Origin of the sequence: Halomonas sp. SpR8 (assembly GCF_031010195.1) — a bacterium.
Classification (GTDB): Bacteria; Pseudomonadota; Gammaproteobacteria; order Pseudomonadales; family Halomonadaceae; genus Vreelandella.
In genome coordinates, this window is sequence record NZ_JAUAMC010000001.1 from 298807 (window position 1) to 318305 (window position 19499).

17 protein-coding genes and 2 pseudogenes are annotated in these 19499 nt (G+C 47.8%); 17 read left to right on the plus strand and 2 right to left on the minus strand.

All coding sequences use genetic code 11. The annotated features are described in order from the left end of the window. Positions 1–97: 97 nt before the first annotated feature. The 14 genes from QT230_RS01370 (at position 98) to QT230_RS01435 (ending at position 13975) form a co-directional block, all read left to right on the plus strand. On the plus strand, positions 98–910 hold the full coding sequence (locus tag QT230_RS01370) for an ABC transporter permease (RefSeq protein ID WP_308319695.1): 813 nt from the start codon (positions 98–100) through the stop codon (positions 908–910). A gap of 3 nt (positions 911–913) precedes the next feature. After that, the gene (locus tag QT230_RS01375; RefSeq protein WP_308319696.1) at positions 914–2011 is read left to right on the plus strand and encodes a chain-length determining protein; all 1098 of its coding nucleotides are present in this window, start codon (positions 914–916) and stop codon (positions 2009–2011) included. Positions 2012–2179: 168 nt separating this feature from the next. Beyond that, a complete protein-coding gene (locus tag QT230_RS01380) occupies positions 2180–2437 on the plus strand; it encodes a DUF4258 domain-containing protein (protein WP_308319697.1) in 258 nt (85 codons plus the stop codon). Further along, the gene (locus QT230_RS01385) at positions 2437–2628 is read left to right on the plus strand and encodes a DUF2283 domain-containing protein (RefSeq protein WP_308319698.1); all 192 of its coding nucleotides are present in this window, start codon (positions 2437–2439) and stop codon (positions 2626–2628) included. The genes QT230_RS01380 and QT230_RS01385 overlap by 1 nt, the downstream gene beginning before the upstream one ends. Positions 2629–2766: 138 nt before the next feature. Then, the gene (locus tag QT230_RS01390; protein WP_308319699.1) at positions 2767–4182 is read left to right on the plus strand and encodes an MBL fold metallo-hydrolase; all 1416 of its coding nucleotides are present in this window, start codon (positions 2767–2769) and stop codon (positions 4180–4182) included. A gap of 59 nt (positions 4183–4241) precedes the next feature. Continuing rightward, on the plus strand, positions 4242–4982 hold the full coding sequence (locus QT230_RS01395; protein ID WP_308319700.1) for a hypothetical protein: 741 nt from the start codon (positions 4242–4244) through the stop codon (positions 4980–4982). Between the two features lie 232 nt (positions 4983–5214). After that, the gene (locus tag QT230_RS01400; protein WP_308319701.1) at positions 5215–6123 is read left to right on the plus strand and encodes an ABC transporter ATP-binding protein; all 909 of its coding nucleotides are present in this window, start codon (positions 5215–5217) and stop codon (positions 6121–6123) included. A gap of 38 nt (positions 6124–6161) precedes the next feature. Then, positions 6162–7229, plus strand: coding sequence for a dTDP-glucose 4,6-dehydratase (gene rfbB, locus QT230_RS01405; protein ID WP_308319702.1), 1068 nt, complete (start codon positions 6162–6164; stop codon positions 7227–7229). Between the two features lie 39 nt (positions 7230–7268). Beyond that, entirely contained in the window at positions 7269–7622 is a 354-nt protein-coding gene (locus QT230_RS01410) for a four helix bundle protein (protein ID WP_308319703.1), read from the plus strand. After that, entirely contained in the window at positions 7619–8578 is a 960-nt protein-coding gene (rfbD, locus tag QT230_RS01415) for a dTDP-4-dehydrorhamnose reductase (protein ID WP_308319704.1), read from the plus strand. The genes QT230_RS01410 and rfbD overlap by 4 nt, the downstream gene beginning before the upstream one ends. A 136-nt stretch (positions 8579–8714) precedes the next feature. Beyond that, on the plus strand, positions 8715–9611 hold the full coding sequence (gene rfbA, locus QT230_RS01420; protein ID WP_308319705.1) for a glucose-1-phosphate thymidylyltransferase RfbA: 897 nt from the start codon (positions 8715–8717) through the stop codon (positions 9609–9611). Positions 9612–9693: 82 nt separating this feature from the next. Continuing rightward, a complete protein-coding gene (rfbC, locus tag QT230_RS01425) occupies positions 9694–10245 on the plus strand; it encodes a dTDP-4-dehydrorhamnose 3,5-epimerase (protein ID WP_308319706.1) in 552 nt (183 codons plus the stop codon). Positions 10246–10343: 98 nt separating this feature from the next. Next, positions 10344–12044, plus strand: a complete 1701-nt coding sequence (locus tag QT230_RS01430; RefSeq protein ID WP_308319707.1) for a hypothetical protein — start codon at positions 10344–10346, stop codon at positions 12042–12044. Further along, positions 12041–13975 (plus strand): hypothetical protein, encoded by a 1935-nt coding sequence (locus QT230_RS01435; RefSeq protein WP_308319708.1) that lies wholly within the window; start codon positions 12041–12043, stop codon positions 13973–13975. The genes QT230_RS01430 and QT230_RS01435 overlap by 4 nt, the downstream gene beginning before the upstream one ends. Before the next feature lie 87 nt (positions 13976–14062). Here QT230_RS01435 and QT230_RS01440 read toward each other — a convergent pair. Both QT230_RS01440 and QT230_RS01445 read right to left on the minus strand, forming a co-directional pair. Next, positions 14063–14820: pseudogene (locus tag QT230_RS01440) on the minus strand (IS3 family transposase); the annotation flags it as partial. An 80-nt stretch (positions 14821–14900) separates the two neighbouring features. Then, positions 14901–15067, minus strand: a pseudogene (locus tag QT230_RS01445) (IS1380 family transposase); the annotation flags it as partial. A 105-nt stretch (positions 15068–15172) separates the two neighbouring features. Between QT230_RS01445 and QT230_RS01450 the strand changes: the two are divergent. The 3 genes from QT230_RS01450 to QT230_RS01460 all read left to right on the plus strand — a co-directional run bounded on the left by QT230_RS01450 (position 15173) and on the right by QT230_RS01460 (position 19297). Further along, positions 15173–17518, plus strand: coding sequence for a glycosyltransferase (locus tag QT230_RS01450; protein ID WP_308319709.1), 2346 nt, complete (start codon positions 15173–15175; stop codon positions 17516–17518). Positions 17519–17626: 108 nt separating this feature from the next. Next, complete coding sequence (locus tag QT230_RS01455; protein WP_308319710.1) at positions 17627–18559, plus strand: WcbI family polysaccharide biosynthesis putative acetyltransferase; 933 nt, start codon at positions 17627–17629, stop codon at positions 18557–18559. Between the two features lie 117 nt (positions 18560–18676). Then, complete coding sequence (locus QT230_RS01460; protein ID WP_308319711.1) at positions 18677–19297, plus strand: hypothetical protein; 621 nt, start codon at positions 18677–18679, stop codon at positions 19295–19297. The last annotated feature ends 202 nt before the right edge of the window (positions 19298–19499 follow it).

The following is a 19499-nucleotide window of genomic DNA, read 5'->3' on the forward strand; positions in this document are numbered from 1 at the left end:
GGGGTAAAGAGTGAGGAGTGAAGGGTGAGGGAGTACTCATCACACCTCTCTCCTCACAATTTACACCTCACACCTCACTTTTTTAAAAAGTAGAACTATGGAAAACGTAAACGGCGAGCCAAAACGCGCCCGTACGCCGTGGCAGGTCACGCGTAGTGTTTGGTACGCCATGTTTATGCGCGAAGCCATCTCACGCACCATGGCAGACCGCATGGGCTGGTTCTGGATGGTTTTTGAACCAGTTGCCCTGGTGCTCATTATGGTGGCTATCCGCAGCGGTATCCGGGGTGGGGGCGCACTTATCGTCAACGCGCCTTTTATTCCCTGGCTGATAACAGGGTTAATGGGCTTTATGTTGGTTCGCGAAGGCATGATGCGTGGAATGGGGGCCATCGAAGGCAACAAGTCTCTATTCGCCTATCGACAGGTGCAGCCAGTAGACCCTGTATTAGTGCGTATTTTTCTGGAAGGCATGTTACGAAGTTTTGTCTTCCTAATTTTTATTGGCGGTGGCTTGATGTTAGGCCTGGAGATGTACCCCGACAACGCCATTCACGCCATGAGGGCTTGGCTGTCACTTTGGTGTTTGGGTTTAGGCCTTGGTTTGGTCACTTCAGTAGCCTCAACGTTAGTGCCGGAAGTAGGCAAAATAATACGAATGCTCTCACTGCCATTAATGATTTTATCCGGGGTCATTATCCCGCTGAATACAATGCCCCATTGGGTACTCGAATACTTAATGCTCAACCCTATTCCGCATGGTCTCGAGATGCTGCGTCTCAGCTTTTTCGAGAATTATAGAGTCGTTCATGGCACAAGCATGCTCTATTTCTGGCTATTCACATTCACCCTTATTGCCATGGGGCTATTAATGCACCTGCGCTTTATTGACCGGTTAAAGGCAAAATAATCCATGCAACGTTCGTTACGCCGTTTTGTAAAAAAATCGCCCCAATGGGCCGTGGCCTTTATCGCAATTGCACTGGTTTCCTTCTACTGGTTTATATGGGCTCAGGAGCGTTACGTTTCACGGGCCACTGTAGTGCTGGAAAGCCCACAGGTTGCGACACCTGAATTTAGCCTCTCATCGATAATCGGGGGAGGTAGTGGCAATACTAAAGATCTGCTTCTGCTTCGTGAGCACTTGCTCTCAGTGGATATGCTGCGTCGCTTGGATAAAGACCTAAATATACGCGAACACTACACCGAGCACGGCGATATCTTCGCTAGGCTACACGACCGTGATGCACCGATTGAAAACCTGCACAAATATTATCTACGCCGGGTCGAGGTAGAGCTAGATGAGTACGCGGGCGTATTGAACATCGAGGTGCAGGCGTACACCCCCGAGTTCGCGAATCAAATGACCACGCTGCTGCTGGAAGCCGGTGAGGACCATATGAATGAAATGGGCCACCGTTTAGCCGATGAACAGGTACACTTTTTAGAGCGGCAAATGGTGCGCCTTGATGAGCGCTTTACCGAAACGCGTCAGGCTTTGCTTGAGTACCAGAACGAGTATGGGCTGGTATCACCAACGGATACCGTAGCAAGCATCAACCAAGTGGTAGCCACCCTTGAGGCCGATCTTGCTCGCATGCAGGCCCAGCGCAATGCGCTTGCAAGCTTTCAGAGCTCTCAATCTTCTGAGCTGCGCCAGGTGGAGCGTAATATCACCGCGCTACGCGACCAAATCGTTGAACAGCGTGACCGCATCGCTCAAGCATCCGGTGACTCTCTCAACAGTGTTTCTGCCGAGTATGAAACCTTAGAGCTGCAGGCCCAGTTCGCCCAGGAGACCTACTCCAGCGCACTCGCTGCATTAGAGAACACCCGCTTAGAAGCCGCCCGTCAGCTCAAGCAGGTAAGCGTCTTGCAAAGCCCGCTAATGCCGGAATACCCCACAGAACCCAACCGGCTCTACAACAGCAGCGTATTCGCCATCATTACCATCTTCCTTGCCTTCATCCTCAGCATGCTAATCATGATCATCAAGGATCATCGGGATTAGTGAGGGGTGAATAGTGAGGAGTGAGGAGTGAGGAGTGAGGGGGGGAGTGACCCCGAGAAAGGCGTCTGCAAAGACGCCCAAAGGCACAAAACCAACCTCCGACACCCCTTTGCGCTGTTCCAGTGGGTGGCCAATGAGGCCGTCCAAATTAAATATGTAGTTTGAAATATGTATAGTCATCGTTTCAAGGTAGATATTCACATAACACGCCATGCTAGTGAGCGCATGGCTACTCGCAATATCACAGAAAGTGAACTGCTAGAATTGATAGAGCAGGGATCATTAAAATACAAAGACCCTACGCGGTTTTGGATAGCGCGACATTTCAAAAATCGTCAAGACAACCTCTTGTCTATTGCAGCAGTCTTAGAAGATAAAGTGGTGGTAAAAACAGTCATGCATCACTTTGAGTGGGAGGATAAGTAATGCGAACTACTTACGATGAAGCAGATGACATCCTAGTTCTGCATCTATCAGAAAAGCCTACCGTCAAGGAGGTTTCTCAAGATTGGAACACACATATCAGCTATGCAGAGGATGGCACGATTAACGAAATCGTCATTCTGGAGGCCTCTAAGCAAGGTGCTTGGCCGCTTTTAAAAAGCCAGGCCGCATAAACCAACCTCAGCACCGCTTAACGCTGCTCTCGCGCCGGACCTCCGTCGCGGGTAGGCTAACGCCTACACCGCGTTACTAAATGGCGGCACTTAATCGATAATGCCTCACACCTCACGATTCACAACTCACGGTTTTTAATGCTCGACATCATCCACCATGGTGGCGCCACTGGCGTCACCGGCAGCTGCCACCAATTGGTTCTCAACCGAAAGGAATCCCTGCTGGTAGATTGCGGTCTCTTCCAGGGTGAAGATGAAGCGGAAGACACCTTCGAGCAGCTCCAAATTGAATTTGATATCAGCACCGTTAAAGCCCTCGTCATCACCCACGTACACATTGACCACGTGGGCAGGCTGCCTTACCTGCTGGCCGCTGGCTTCACCGGGCCCATCATCTGCTCGATCCCCTCGGCCAAGCTGCTGCCGCTGGTGATTGAAGACGCGCTAAAAATCGGCTTTACCCGCAATGCCCAACTAATCGAGCGTTTTCAAGCGCAGTTAGAAAAGCAGATTGTTAGCGTGCCTTACGGAAAATGGCACAACGTAGTAAGCGACCACACTGGCGCTAACACCGATGGAAAAGGCCGTACCACGCGCGTTAAGCTAAAACGGGCAGGGCACATTCTCGGTTCAAGCTACGTAGAAGTCAGTTACCAAAACGCTGAAACAGGCGAAAAAGAGCGCACTGTCTTCTCTGGTGATCTAGGCGCGCCCTACGCACCGCTACTACCTGCGCCCAAATCGCCCTACGGCTGCGACCAACTGGTACTTGAAAGCACCTACGGCAACCGCCAGCACCCAAACCGCCGCCAGCGGCGCGCCACTTTAAAAACGGCTGTAGAGCAAGCACTCGCTAACGGCGGCACGGTGATGGTGCCAGCGTTCAGCATTGGGCGAACGCAAGAGTTACTCTACGAACTCGAAACCATTATTCACCAAGCGCGCTCAGCGCAGTGGCAATCACTCGAAATCATTGTCGATTCACCGCTGGCCGCACGTTTCACCAACGTATATCGCGAGCTAAAACCCTATTGGGATAAAGAAGCACAACGCCGCTTGCGCAGTGGCCGCCACCCGCTTAGCTTTGCCAACCTCTACACGGTGGATAGCCACGCAGAGCACGAACAAACCGTCGAGTACCTGGCCAAAACAGGCCGGCCAGCGGTGGTGATTGCCGCCAGCGGTATGTGCGCAGGCGGGCGCATTATGAACTACCTAAAAGCCATGCTCGGGGATGAACGCCACCAGGTACTATTTGTGGGCTACCAGGGCGTAGGCACCCCAGGGCGAGATATTCAGCAGTACGGCCCCCAGGGTGGCTGGGTAGATATCGACGGTGAACGTTTCGATATCAAAGCAGGCGTTAGCACCATCAGCGGCTACTCCGCCCACGCCGATCAAAAAGACCTGCTCAACTTCGTAAAACGCATGCGCCGCTGGCCCCATACCATTCGCCTAGTACACGGCGAACAAAGCGCCCGCATAGCGCTCAAAGCTGAACTCGAAAGCCTCTATAAGCGCAAAGGCAAGCAGGTGAGGGTGGTAAATGGTTAGCCTATTTGCACGGCTCCCAGCTTCGAGATCCTATCAGTATCCTATGTTGAGAAATAACAATGGATAGAGTGTATGCGTTTCCAAAAGAAACGAAGCATTTTCATTGTTTCAGCAGCGATAAGGATATAAAGCAACATTCTCATTACAGCGCTGCAAAATCGGGGGATGCTGACGCTGCTTTACAGCTGGTGGATGACTTGGCCCTTAAGTTTTTGATCTCTCTTAAAAATGAGTTTCCTGAAGGAAGTATCTTTGTATCACCCTATGCCAAAGAGGCTTCGGGTGATAATGCTCTGCCCCTAATTCTTTCGCTTATGTGTGCAGAGGTGTTAGATGGTATTAGTGAGACAGATATTGTCCAACTGCAAAAAGTGTTTCATACCGGGGCTGACCCTATGGAAAGGCTAATTGCAAGGCCGTCATTCGAGGGAGCTGTTCAGCATGGCGGCTGTTATGTACTAGTAGATGATGTGACCAGCATGGGCAGTACTTTAGCTGAACTAGCTAATTACGTTCTCATGAATGGTGGAAGCGTTATGGGGTCTATACTGCTAGTAAATGCAGGCCGTTCAAAGAAATTTCGAGCTTTAAAAAAGCATACTCAACTATTGGAGGAGCGCTTTTCTAATGAAATCAAAAATATTTTCGGAATACACACCTCGGCCCTCACCGCCAACGAAGCAAGTTATCTCGTCGGCTTTAGAACCGCTGACGAGATCCGAAATCGATGCGTTAAGGCAGAAAAAGAGACAGCTAAGCGCTTACTATCAAAAAATTATTCAAGCTCGAGTTTCGAGTAAGTGATTGCTTAATATTCATATTCATCTGTTGCCACGCGCTAAGAAGATAGTCTTGATACGCGTAGCGCGCGGTAACGAGCGAAGCGAAACACCTCCGATGCGCTCAAAGCTGAACTCGAAAGCCTCTACAAACGAAAAGGCAGGAGTGTAATGGTGAGGAGTTAGCTGATAAGCGTGAGGTGTTACCCCTCACAAGCGAAGCGCTAACCCCTTACTCTTCACTAAAAAACCAATGATCGAAATCCGTAATCTCTACAAGCGCTACCACAACCACCACGGCAGCGATTGGGTACTCAAAGATATCGACCTCACGATCCCCACAGGGGTGAGTGTAGGGCTGATCGGTGCCAATGGCGCGGGTAAGTCGACTCTGCTTAAGCTCATTGCCGGTATGGATACCCCAGAGCGTGGCGAAGTTATCCGCCATAGCCGGGTTTCATGGCCGGTGGGTTTGTCGGGTGGTATGCAAGGCAACATGACCGGCCGCCAAAACGTCAAATTCGTGGCCCGTGTGCAGGGCAGCGGCTCTGAAGAGGTAAAGCGAGTCATCCAGTTTGTAGAAGACTTTGCCGAAATCGGCAGCGCCTTTGATGAGCCTATTCGTACTTACTCATCCGGTATGAAATCGCGTATTTCCTTTGGCCTTTCCCTAGCATTCGATTTTGATGTCTACATCTCAGACGAGGCCACTGCGGTGGGCGATAGGGCATTCAAAGCCAAAGCCAAGGACCTGTTTAACTCCAAAATCGGCCAGGCCTCGCTCATCATGGTCTCCCACTCGGAAGGTATCTTGAAAGACCTTTGCCAAGCGGGGCTGTATCTAAAAAATGGTAAAGCCCACTGGTACGAGAATATCAACGAGGCCATTGAAGCCTACCATGCAGATTCAGATGCCAAGAAAAATGGAACGGCCTTACCGCCTGACGTGCCTGGTGCCCGCCACCATCTGAAAGAGTGTCACTCAACGCTAAAAGGGGCTCAGGAAGCCTTGGCGGAGTTTCAAGAGCAGGATGCCCCACAGCAAGATATTGCTGCCGCCAAAAGAGAAGTTCAAAAGGCCGGCAAGGCAGCGCGAGAGGCCCGCGAGCATCTTGAAGCGCTTCAAGAGCTGCAGCGTACAGAAAAACGCAAATCGGCCTGATGATGGCGTTCGCATTACCACCAGCTATTAAGAGCAAGATGAAGACCAAAAACTTTCTGATCACTGGCGGCGCTGGCTTTATCGGCTCTGCGGTAGTGCGTGAACTGGTTCAAAGTACCTCTCACCGCGTGTTGAATGTCGATAAGCTAACCTACGCCGGTAACCTAGAATCGCTAGCAAGCGTTGAGGGCAGTGAGCGCTACACCTTTGTGCAAGCGGATATTTGTGACGCACAGGCCATGCAGCAACTGTTTAAACAGCATCAGCCGGATGTGGTGATGCATTTAGCGGCAGAAAGCCACGTTGATCGCTCCATCGACGGCCCAGCCGAGTTTATTCAAACCAATGTGGTCGGCACCGCCGTACTGCTCGAAGCGGCTCGTAGCTACTGGAAAAACCTGCAACAGCAAGACGCTAATAAAGCGCAAGCATTTCGCTTTCATCACATTTCTACCGATGAGGTATACGGCGATTTAGAAGGCGTTGATGATCTTTTTACCGAACAAACACCCTACGCCCCCAGTTCACCTTATTCTGCCAGCAAAGCCAGCTCGGACCACTTGGTGCGCGCATGGCAACGCACATACGGGCTGCCGACGCTCGTTACCAACTGCTCAAATAATTACGGCCCGTACCACTTCCCGGAAAAACTGATTCCGCTGATGATCCTCAATGCATTAGCAGCTAAGCCCTTGCCCGTATACGGTGACGGCCAGCAGATCCGCGACTGGCTCTATGTTGAAGACCACGCCCGCGCACTAATCAAAGTAGCCATCGAAGGCAAAATAGGCGAAACCTACAATATCGGTGGGCATAATGAGAAAGCCAACCTCACCGTTGTAGAAACGCTATGCGATCTTCTCCAAGAACTGGTACCTCAAGAAGCCTCGTATCGTGACCTCATAACTTTCGTTACTGACCGTCCAGGCCACGATGTTCGCTACGCCATTGATGCCAGCAAAATCGAACGCGAGCTAGGTTGGGTGCCAGAAGAAACCTTTGAAACCGGCCTGCGCAAAACCGTGCAATGGTACCTCGCCAACGAAACCTGGTGGAAACGCGTACAAGACGGCAGCTACCAAGGCCAACGCCTCGGCAGTTTGTAAAGGGTGAGGAGTGAAGGGTGAGGGGTAAAGAGGAAAGTTATGAGAAAGCATCAGCAACTGCGAGTATGGCAAGAAGCGATGGATCTCGTTGTCGCTATTTACTCAATGACCTCATCCTTTCCCTCAGTTGAGCGATATGGGCTAGCTAGCCAGATGCAGCGTGCTGCAGTTTCTGTACCAAGCAATATCGCCGAAGGGGCGGCGCGTGGTAGTAAGCCTGACTTTTTAAGGTTTTTGCATATAGCGCGCGGCTCGCTCAGTGAACTCGAAACTCAGTGTCAAATTGCCCAACGCTTAGGATATATGGCTGATATTTCAGTACTGGAAATTGCGATCAACTCTGTATTTTCTCAGTTAGGTGGGTTGATCAAGCATTTAAAGGCTTCACTATGATATCTGAACACGCACACCTCACGCCTCACACCTCACGCCTCACTATTCTCATCACCGGCGGGAGCGGCCAAGTAGGCTTTGAATTGCAGCGTCAATTTGCCCCCTTTGGCAACATCTTGGCCCCCACCCGCCAAGAACTCGATTTAACCAACGCCCAAGCGGTGGATGCTTATCTGACGAAACACCAGCCAGCGCTAATTCTAAACGCCGCCGCATACACCGCCGTTGATAAAGCCGAAAGCGAGCCACAGCAAGCCAAGCGCCTAAATGCCGAGCTACCTGCCCAGTTGGCCGCTTATGCCGCCGAACAAAACATCACCCTGGTTCACTACTCAAGTGATTACGTGTATCCCGGCGATGGTGAAACACCCTGGCAGGAAGATAGTCCCATTGGCCCGCAAAGCGTATACGGGCAAACCAAACTGGAAGGTGACCAAGCCATCACCGCAAGCGGCGCGAACTATCTGATTTTTCGCACCAGCTGGGTATACGCGGCACGCGGTAACAACTTTATGAAAACCATGCTCCGCCTGGGCCGCGAGCGCGAATCGCTCAACATAGTGAATGACCAGATAGGCGCGCCCACCCCCGCACGCCTAATCGCCCAAGTCACCGCACTTGCTTTTACACCTAACGCCTCACAACTTACGCCTCACGCCTTACCCTTTACCACTCACATCCCCACAGGCATCTATCACCTAGCCCCCCGTGGTGAAACCAGCTGGCAAGGCTTTGCTTGTGAGATTTTTAGCCGAGCTCGCGAAGCAGGGGAAGCACTCGCTATTACGTCCAAAACAATCAGCGGAATATCCACCGCAGATTACCCAACACCCGCCAAGCGACCGCTCAACTCCCGAATGGCGCTAGGCAAGCTAGAAAGTGCATTAGGCATCCACATGCCCACATGGCAAAGCCAATTAGCATTGACGCTGAGCGAAAACTCAGAAAAGGGCTAAGCCACGGAAGACACGGACAGCACGGACAAAACACGAAGATTTTTTGGTTTTAGTTTTTCGACCTTTTCCGTGTCTTCAGTGAGCGTCCGTGGCTAAAAATGAAAAGCCCTTGGCTAAACCGATTAAAGAGACCCTCATGAGTCAAAGTACACCAAGGAAAGGCATTATCCTTGCCGGTGGCTCAGGCACACGGCTACACCCCATTACCCGTGGTGTATCCAAGCAACTGCTGCCCATTTACGACAAACCGATGATCTACTATCCGATCTCGGTACTGATGCTGGCAGGAATTCGTGAAATCCTGATTATTTCGACCCCCGAAGACCTCCCGCAATATCAAAGCTTACTCGGCAGTGGGGAAGACTTCGGGGTGCGCTTTGAGTACGCCGAACAGGCCAGTCCAGATGGCCTGGCCCAAGCGTTTATTATTGGTGAAGACTTTATCGGCGAAAGTCCGGTATGCCTGGTACTGGGTGACAACATCTTCCATGGTCAACACTTCTCAGAGCAATTAAAGCGCGCAAGTTCACACAGCGCTGGGGCAACCATCTTCGGTTACCTGGTCAAAGACCCCGAGCGTTTTGGCGTGGTGGATTTTGATGAAGATGGTAAAGCGATCTCAATTGAAGAGAAGCCCAAAAAGCCCAAGTCGGCATACGCTGTCACAGGGCTCTACTTCTACGATAACGATGTGGTACAGATTGCCAAAGAGGTAAAACCTTCAAAACGCGGCGAACTCGAAATTACCAGCGTCAATAATGCCTATTTAGAACGTGGCGATTTACGCGTTGAACGGTTAGGGCGCGGCTTTGCATGGCTAGACACCGGCACCCACGACAGCCTGCTAGAAGCCAGCCAGTACGTACAAACCATCGAACACCGTCAAGGCCTGAAAATCGCCTGTTTGGAAGAGATCGCCTGGCAGCAAGGCTGGATCAGCGACGAACACCTAGCGGAACTAGCCAAGCCCCTGGCCAAAACCCAATACGGTCAATACTTACAGCGCCTTATAAAAGTGAGGAGTAAGGCGTGAGGCGTGAGGCGTTTTGCTCTTCACACCTCACTTTTTACTCCTCACTCCTCACTCCTCACTCCTCACTCCTCACGGTGTAACTATGCAATACGAACAACTCGCCATACCCGATGTGGTGCTGATTACCCCGCAGGTCTTCGGTGATGAGCGCGGCTTCTTCATGGAAACATTTCGGCAAAGCGAATTTGAAGCGCATTGCGGTCATTATCAGTTTGTCCAAGACAACCACAGCAAATCCGCTCAAGGCATACTGCGCGGCCTGCACTACCAATATAAGCAGCCTCAGGGCAAGCTGGTGCGAGTCACCCAGGGTGAAGTGTTCGATGTGGCAGTAGATATGCGCAAAAGCTCGCCAACGTTTGGGCAATGGGTTGGGGTCACGCTGAGTGAAGAGAATAAACAGATGCTGTGGGTACCACCAGGCTTTGCACACGGCTTTTATGTCACCAGTGATGAAGCCGAATTTCAGTACAAATGCACTGATTACTACCATCCTGAAAGCGAAGTCTGTATACGCTGGGATGACCCCACACTTGGCATCGAATGGTCGCCAATGGGAGGCAAAACGCCGCAAGTGTCAACCAAAGATGCCCAAGGCCTGTCCTTTACCAAAGCACCGACTTATCGTTCGTAACCGTTTTACGTTACCGCTACATCATAAGGAGCCATGACACCATGTTGTTGGTGATAGAGCTAGGGGCGGCCACTGAGCACGTTCCGCTAAAACAAAACATGCTGGAACAAGCTGCAAGTGGCCCGGATGCGCAAATGCTGGCCCGTGACACGTTAACACCCTCCGACAGTCAAGCCACGCGTGAATGGCTAGCGCAAACACCTGCCAATACGCTAACGCTGCGTTGGCCGCAGCCGCAGGCTTATATCGCCGCCTGCTTGATGACAGCAACGCCTATTGAGCAGGCACTAGCGCGGTGGCAATCAATGGCGAACCAAGCGCTCTGGCTCTTTCGTCAGCACCGCCGCCAGGTCGCCCTTGAGGGCATAGTGATCAGTGAAGCGGCTGCACAAGCCGCATCGCTGTATCGCCTGGCAGCCGCGCATCTGGTGGATCACGATGCGTCATTACAGGAGGCGCTGAGCTACCTTGTGGCCAGTAGTCAGCGCCAAGCAGCATCTGAATCAGCGGAAGATACGGCGCGCCATGCGCTTGATGATGTTCACCAGCACGAGCAAACCATTCGCAAACAGATTGTTCAGGAAAAGCAGCTTGCCAAGCAGGAATACGACCGCTTGACCCACCAGCTTAGTGACACGCTTGAAGAAAACAAACGACAGTTACACCAGCTTCGCACAGTACAAGAAGCACTGAAAACCAGCGAGCAGCAGCGTGATGCTCAAGAAAAAACACTAACGCAAGAAAAAAACCATCACCAAGCCGCTGTTAAAGCACGAGAAACCTCCGAGCAAAAACTTAAAGACGCAATGCAGCATCACGATGATTTGCAAAAGGAAAATGAGTTGTTGGTTGCCCAGCTCCACAAGGTACAAGAAACGTTAGAAGGCGCTGCGAAACGCCATAAAAAAGATGCAGAAGCACTGAAAACCAGCGAGCAGCAGCGTGATGCTCAAGAAACAACACTAACGCAAGAAAAAAACCAGCACCAAGCCGTTGCTAAAGCACGAGAAACCGCCGAGCAAAAACTTAAAGATGCAATGCAACATTACGATGATTTGCAGAAGGAAAATGAGTTGTTGGTTGCCCAGCTCCACAAAGTACAAGAAACGTTAGAAGGCGCTGTTCAACGCCATAAAAAAGACGCAGAAGCACGGAAAGCCAGCGAGCAGAGGAGTGCAGCCCTAGAAAAAACGCTTACGCAAGAAAAAAAACATCACCAAGCTGCTGCCAAAGCACGAGAAACCGCCGCGCAAAAAATCAAAGACACCATGCAGCATCACCATGATCTCGAGGAAGAAAATGCGCTACTTGTTGAGCAATTGCATAGCGTGCAAGAAGCACTTGAAGAGGCATACCTCAAACAAACCAGTAAGGAAGCTTCACTAACCAAACAGCTGGAAGATTCTCAAGCCCATCAGCAAACCGTGCACCGATTACAGAGTTTAATCACATGGCTACGCGCGCATGCGTATCGTCACGCAGTGGCTGCATATCGCCATAGCCGAGCCTATAAAAAATCACTACCTAAACTGGTTGATTTGCTGGATAAAAGCGATTTTTTCGATGCAGTATGGTACCGAGAACAATACGACGATGTTGCAACCTCGAATATCAATCCCGCCGAACACTTTATTAAATTCGGTGCACTTGAAGGGCGTAATCCAAGTCCCTTATTTGATACCGAAAGTTACTTGGTGAGTCACCCCGATGTTGCCATGTCTGGGCAGCATCCTCTATTGCACTACATACGCGACGGCATAACAGAGCATCGGACAACAAAGCAGGAGGTTGCTCAATGAGTCAGCCATCATCCGGTTTTTTGGTGCATATTGGCCCGCTACGCCAAGAGAGTCAGGCAGTGCTAAAACATGCCGAACTTCCAGCACTAGCGGTAACACCGTATAGCAGCGCGCCAGATGTTGCCTCGTTACCTGAAGTGTCGCATATCAGCGCGATCCTGACGCCCAAAGCAGGTAAGGCAAGTTACTATGTTTATAATCTCAAGGTATTCAACAGCATAGCCCCTGCTACGGAGCTAAAAACACTCTACCCTGGGCTGAATGAAACACAGAAACAAACAGTAGAAACACAAACCCTCGCTCAGGTACTCAACACCCATGCCCCCTTAGGCACCGATATCACCCAACTGGTGCTGGAGCAGCCTGAACAGGCACTTTCACTGTTAGCTGCTTGGCAAACAGAAGGGTTGCTAGAGTCGCTAGAAACGTTATGGGTTCGTACCAGCCCCATCAGCTTATACGAAGAGATGCCAACACAGGCTGAGCTTGCGGCTTGGTGCGAACAGCAAGGCTTTCAACCAAGCGAGAATCAGCATGGCCTACCTGAAGCGGAAGACCCGGAGTTGGTGTTGGCAAGCTTTAAACGCAGCCCTCTTTATCCCCGTCTGAAAGCCGAACGGGAAACAATTGCCCAGCAACTTGCCGAGCAGCAAGACGTCAACAAACGTGAAGCTGAAAAAAACAAGCAGGCACAGCAGCAGGTTAAAGCGCTGCAGCGCAAGGTTGATGAGCTCACGCAGCAGCGCGATGAACTTAAGCAGGAACAAGATAGCCAAGCCAAGGTGCATAAGGCCCTAGAAGCCAAGCTGGAAGAGACGCATGGCTGGTTCATGGCTTGTAAAGAGCAGGCCGAAAAGCAAAAAGACAAGCTGGATACGTTGCAGGGAGAGCATGATAACTTCAAGCAGGCTCAGGCAGAATTGCAGCAATCGCTTCAACAAACAGAGGAAGAGCGAGACAAGTATAAGCAATACTTCACCAATCGCAAGAAACAGCATGAAGCCTCTGAGGCAAAGCGAGCAGAGCAAGATCAAACGATTCAGCGCCTGGTAGAACAGCTAGCCGCTCAGCAGCAGAGCAGTACCGCCAGCCAAGAGTGTTTCGAACACATGGAACAGAAACTGGAACAGCTCTTCGGCGAACACCGTGGCTACCTTCAACAAACCAGTAATGCGTTGGGCCAGCACGTGACCCGAACCGCCAAAGAGCAGCGGGAACACCTCGCTCTACAGCATTATTTAGAACACGGCCAACGCTCTTTCAGCGAAGCCTTACCCCCGGCATTTGCCATGGCTCTGATCGAGCGGCTCCGTGTCCAACGCTTTGATCTCATCATTACCTTTGGCACCAGTGATATCACGCAGTTGTTGGCCCAGGCATTGATGGCGCCGCCATCTACCAACCTACGGATAGCTGATTCCAATGATCAGCAGAGTACAGAGCGGGAATACACAATTACGCCCGCGCAAAGCGACTTGCCTCAGCGCATCATTAGTGTTCACCACAAGAAAAGCAGAGTGGATACGTTGAAAAAACAGCTGTACGTTCAGGGGCACCACCATGCCGTAGAAACCATTCATGCCCCATGGGTTGAAGCGTCAATGCCAAAAGGTGCTGAGCCTAAAGGTCTCGGACTTTTTTATGCCTGCGATACTCTACTTGGGCGCGTTCGCCAGTTCTTAGATACCGAATCTTCTTTATTAATAGTTATTGGCCAAGATTTAGCGAAAGCAAAACACAGTCGAGCCAGCGCTCTACCCATGTTATTACAGCAACTGGCTGCCTTGCCATTTGAGATAGTGGTGGAAAATGACAGCTATTCACATGAGGCAGCACTCAGCGATTCCTGGCGCAGCATGCTTGATAGCCATCAGCGGGAATGGCAAACAATTGATATGCCCTCTTCCTTCTGTTTACAGATTACCGGTTGACGGTCACTTATCAAAAGCGAGAACATGTGCGTAAATTAACTCGCAGTTGGCAATGGAGTGCCCCTGGTTTCTGGACACGTCGAAACCTCACGCTAAGGCTGTCTCGAAAACCTCTGGGCTTAAGCCGCCTAGATGGCTGTGGCGCCGATTTCGATTATAAGATACTTCAATATAATCGAAGATATCTGCTCAAGCTAAGCCTCTGGTTTTGTAGATGCGCTTTATAATTGCTCTTTTTTCAAACTACTAAAAAATGACTCCGCAACAGCATTCTCCCAGCAATTGCCGCGCCGACTCATACTAGGTTCAAGATTGTGGTGAAGACAGAATAGTCTCCAGTCGTCGCTTCCATACTGAGACCCTTGATCTGAGTGAACCACTACTCTGCGCGAAAACAGATCCAAAACAATCGCCAGGTACAGCCACCCTTGCCATGTCCTGATATAGGTAATGTCGGTTACCCAAACGGTGCTTGGTGTGGTCACTTTAAACTCCCGGTTAAGTGTATTTGGTGCCAGGATCAATGGGCGGTCGTACACAACTCTTGGTTATTTATAACCGTGTATCGCTTTGATATTATGAGCCTTCATGATGTGATGGACTCTGTGCTTACCGCACGTTGCACCAGTCTCTTTCAGGTCTATGGATATCTTCCGATAGCCCTGTTGGGCAAGGGCCGGAAACACCATTCTTAGTAGCCGCTTCGAGAGATATCAAGCAGGTTGTTCATGGTACGCACCGGAAACTCGTCACTGTGGTCTGCAACAAACCGGTACTTCATCGGGCTGGCTTGCGAAGTACCGAGCGGCCTTTTTTAAGATATCTCGCTCCTTTTCGGTTCGTCGGTTTTACTCGGTTAACCCATTTGTGAAGACTGTTGGCAGATCACTGCAAGGCTTTGCTCGACATAGGACGGGTGCCGCTAATCCTGGATGACTGAGGCCAGTGCTCGATTAGCCCGGTTTGACGATCCACGCCCTGAAGCAACAGAGCGCCGAAGTCACTGGACAGGGTCCCGCCATTGAAATCAGCGCGGACCGAGAAGCCGGCAATAGCAGGAAAACGGAGTTGAGTTGGGATAGAATCTTTCATCGGCGGTCTCGTTCAAGCTTCGTACGAAGCTTTATTGACGTAACTCCAATTATATCAATTGATTAAACGAGATCCGCCTTCTTTCTTGAATAATATGGGCTAGATATGACGAACACATTTGAAGAAGCCAACAGATTGCTAAGAGAAAATAAAATTACAGGTGCGATTGATATATATAGCGACTTGATAAAGCTTGATAAAGGATTTTCTCCATATAAACAAAATTTAGCTGTCGCATATCAAAAAGTTGGAGACCTTAGTAATGCATCGAAAGCCTTGAGGGATGCACTTTCACTAAATCCATGGGCGCCATGGTCATTCAAGGTTTTCTCAGATATAGAAAAATCAAGACAAAATAAAAGAAAGGATGATGAGAACCCATTTTTGTCAATCATTGTTCCTGTTTACAATTCCGGAAAGTATCTGCGGAAATGCCTCGATAGTATCCTGAATCAGTCGTTTAAGGATTTTGAGCTTATCATTGTAAATGATGGATCAACTGATGGTTCTTGGGGGATCATCAAGGATTACCAAAAAAAAGATAAAAGAATACGGGTGATCAGTAACCAAGAGCCGAGCGGGAATCCTGGAACTCCAAGGAATCAAGCCCTAAACATTGCTGGCGGACAGTACATTGGTTTCGTCGATAGCGATGACTGGCTTGACAGTAACTTTTACTCCACTCTGTGTGCGAAAGCCATTGATGATGCATCAGATATAGTTTTTTCAGGTGGTTTTAAAAACTGCACAGAAAGCAGGATTGAAATTCGGAAATACAATAACGACGTTTTCAATAATATAGAGGCGCGCTTCTACAAGTACCATGACAGTTTCATGATATGGGATAAGATATTTAAGGCAGAGATGGTTCGCCATTCAGATGCATGGCTCGCAGATACAAAAGCTGCGGTGGATGTGCCATTCATCTTTAAAGTCTACTATTTCTCTCACTTAGTATCATTCTGTAATGAATTGGTCGGATATAACTACAGAAGAGAAAGTGAAAGTTCTGTAACAGTTAATTTCAGGAAAAAGTCAGACTGCCAGTTTGAGTTTTCTGCTTATCATAATATAGAAAATTGGGCTGCGAGCATGGCCGTGCCCCAATACTATCTCGATATAATAAGAATCAAAAAGCTTAACTCCTATCTTTATACTCTAAGTATAATAAGCGAGGAGTATTTTGATCAATTCTTTGATATGGCTAAAGCTGAGCTCAGTTTGATTGACCGTTCGCTTATAGATAGTTTCTCTATAGATCTAAAAAAGAGAAAAGTTTTTAAGAATTTTGAGTTCTTGCTTAGTGCAACTGCGAGAGAATACTGGAACTACCTGGGCCGAGATAAAACTCCGGCTCATGAGAAACAGCTGGGTTTAAATGCGAAGCTTTATATCCCAGGGGAAAAAAATGGGATATTGTTTTTTCCAGCGTGGACCAAGAGTAATCCTTATCAACAAATGTTTTATCAGGCCATTAATAATGTGTATGGTTTAAGAATATCGGGCTACGATCAACAGTATTTATCAAAAAAATTGCTTTTCGATAATAAATCAAAATACGACTATGTTCATTTACATTGGTTGCATGTTTTTCTTGAAACATCTTCTCCAAATGGTGCAGATAATCTTATCGAAATTATAAATTACGCAAAGAGAATAGGCTATAAAATAATATATACTGCACACAATATAATTTCTCACGAAAGTAAGAATATTGACAACGAGAGGGAATTAAGACGTACAGTTGTCCCACTGTTCGACCTTGTGTTTGCGCATGGAGAATATGCGAAACAACGTCTAATAACTGAGGTCGGCTGTAACGCTGAAAAGATTAGAATAGTTAAGCATGGCTGTTATACTGGATTCTACGAGAATGTGACTGACCCTAAAACAGCACGGAAAACACTAGGAATCGACGATAACGATTTTGTGTTTTTATTCTTGGGAAATATACGCGGGTATAAAGGAGTGGACAAACTGATTCACTCCTTTGATGAGGTTTCAAATAGTGTTAATAAAGTAAAGCTGATTGTTTGTGGTCGAGTTTTCGACGAGTCTGCAGAGGCTTTTCTGAGGCAGGCTTGTGAAAAAAACAAATCGATTATATTTAGACCTGGATTTGTTGATGATAGAGATCTTCAGCTTTACTTTAATGCGTCAGATGTTACTGTTTTGCCATATAGGAATATTCTCTCTTCTGGTGCTGCCATGCTTAGTCTGACATTTGGAGTTCCTGTTATTGCACCGATGAAAGGTGTGTTGCCCGAAATAATGGATGATTCAGATTTTGGCTGTATGTTTTCGGATTATAGTGAGATGCTAGATCTGATGCGACAGATAGCAAGTGAGCCACGGACTAAAAAAAATGGCGATAGAGATAGAGAGTATATTTCAAAAAAAGTATTTGATAAATTTAATTGGTCTAAATCTGTTGGCGGTTTGGTTTTATAGTTGTCCAGATTTATTTCTATATAATTAATATTGTTGGCTTTTGTCCGGAAATAACTCGTGTTTCGGTTTGTTTCAGATGCTAGTCAAATTTTGAAAGGCGGTGTTTTTATGAGCAAAGAGAAAGTTATTATCTACGGGAACTGCCAAGCGAATGCGCTGGGTGGCCTTTTAAAAATTTCTGAAGAGTTTTCAGAACGCTACGACTTTGTTCGAGTTACTCCAGTACATAGAGTTAAAGTTGCAGAGCACCGGGAGTTTTGTGAAAACCTAGTTAAACACTGTGCGGCATTTTTGTATCAACCCGTTTCCGATAAATTTAGGGGAGGTGGCTTTGGTTATAAGACTGTTTGCTCCTACCTTTCCAATGACGCTTTCAGGGCTTCTTTTCCTTCACTGCAATTTTATGGCTATCATGCACTGTCAGCGCCTGTTAGAGAAGTCAATAGCGAATTTGCAAGTAGTGTTAACAGCTTTTTCGGGATGCCGAGTTCTGATCTTTTTCATCCAATAGATGTTTTAGAGTGTTACTGTGAGGGATTCGACCTGGTCGATGCAATTGATAAATTTAGTAATGGCAGTGCCAATACTAGAGATCAGATTTTATCTATTACTCTGAACTCTATCGAGCAGATGCGTATTTCGGAGGAAAAACACTCGATCGATATTAAGTTCTCATATTTTTTGGAGAATAATTATAAAAACCAACAATTGTTCCACACGCCAAGGCATCCTACAGGTTTTTCTTTATTGCAAGTTGTTGAATCATTTCTCTCGTATCTAGATATTAAGATATCTGAAGAAGAGAGGCAGCGTATCGTAAAAAGGGATCCACTATGTATTCCTCAGTATCCATCCCAGAGAGTAATACATGATAAGCTTGGCTTGGATTTTGAAAAGAAATTACAATTTAAGTCCAAGAGTGTGAGCCTCAGCTGTGAACAATTTGTTTCTCAACTATATCAAGCATATAATACGCAACCTAGCGCTGTTTTAAATGGTTGGTTAGATACGTTAAAAAAGTCTATGAATAGGGTGCTATAGGATGAAATTATTTCTTCATATTGGCTCGCACAAGACAGGTACTACAGCTATACAGGATTTTTCATTTGAAAATAGAAAGTATCTGCAAAAAAGTCTATTCTTTACCCGGCATTCGAGATGATCGGTGAAAAAAATTCCAGGTCTCATCTCGATTTAGCCGAACGCATTTCAGGTAGAGATAATTCAAGGGTTTCTGACGATAATGCAGAATCGTTGTTATCTGGTGCTGCTTGTCAGTCGATGGAAGGTTCTTGTGATGTATTGCTTAGCGCCGAAAATATTTATAGATCTTCAGATAATAACAAAATTGTTTTATTAATTAAACTTAGACGAATATTTCCTTTCCACGAGATTGTGCCAGTAGTCGTATTTAGAAATCAGCTCGATTACCTCGATTCATTGTATAAAAATAGCCTTAGGTCATATTCGAAGAAGCCGCTTCAGTTCGATCGGTGGCTTAAAAAAATGTATGTGTCTGCGGACTATTTATCTGCTGTTGAATTCTGGAAACAGCTTGCTGGCAGGGAACCGTTAGTTCTCTCTTACTCAGCATCAAAATCGCCCTTAATAAAAAGTTTTTTCGAGTCCTTGAATGTTGACGTCAGCGAGGTCTCCTCATCGGAAAAGCGAAAGAATAGAAGCCTGGATGCAATTGACTGTGATGCTAAGAATAAATTATACAATTTAGGCTGTCCGGGAGAAATTTTGGATCGATTTAATCAGTACTTGCTTCAATAGTGAGATATCTTCTGATTACACTTTTTTCGCTCATGAAGAGATATCATTTGTCAGAGATAATCTAAAAAAAGATAATTTTTCGCTGCTAAGACGATTTCCATTTTTAAGTGATGATTTGACGTTTTCGAATTTCGAAAATAATAAAAGATTTATCGACCAACAATTTTGGGAGATGGTGCCAGAGAGGTTGGAAAAATTTTCG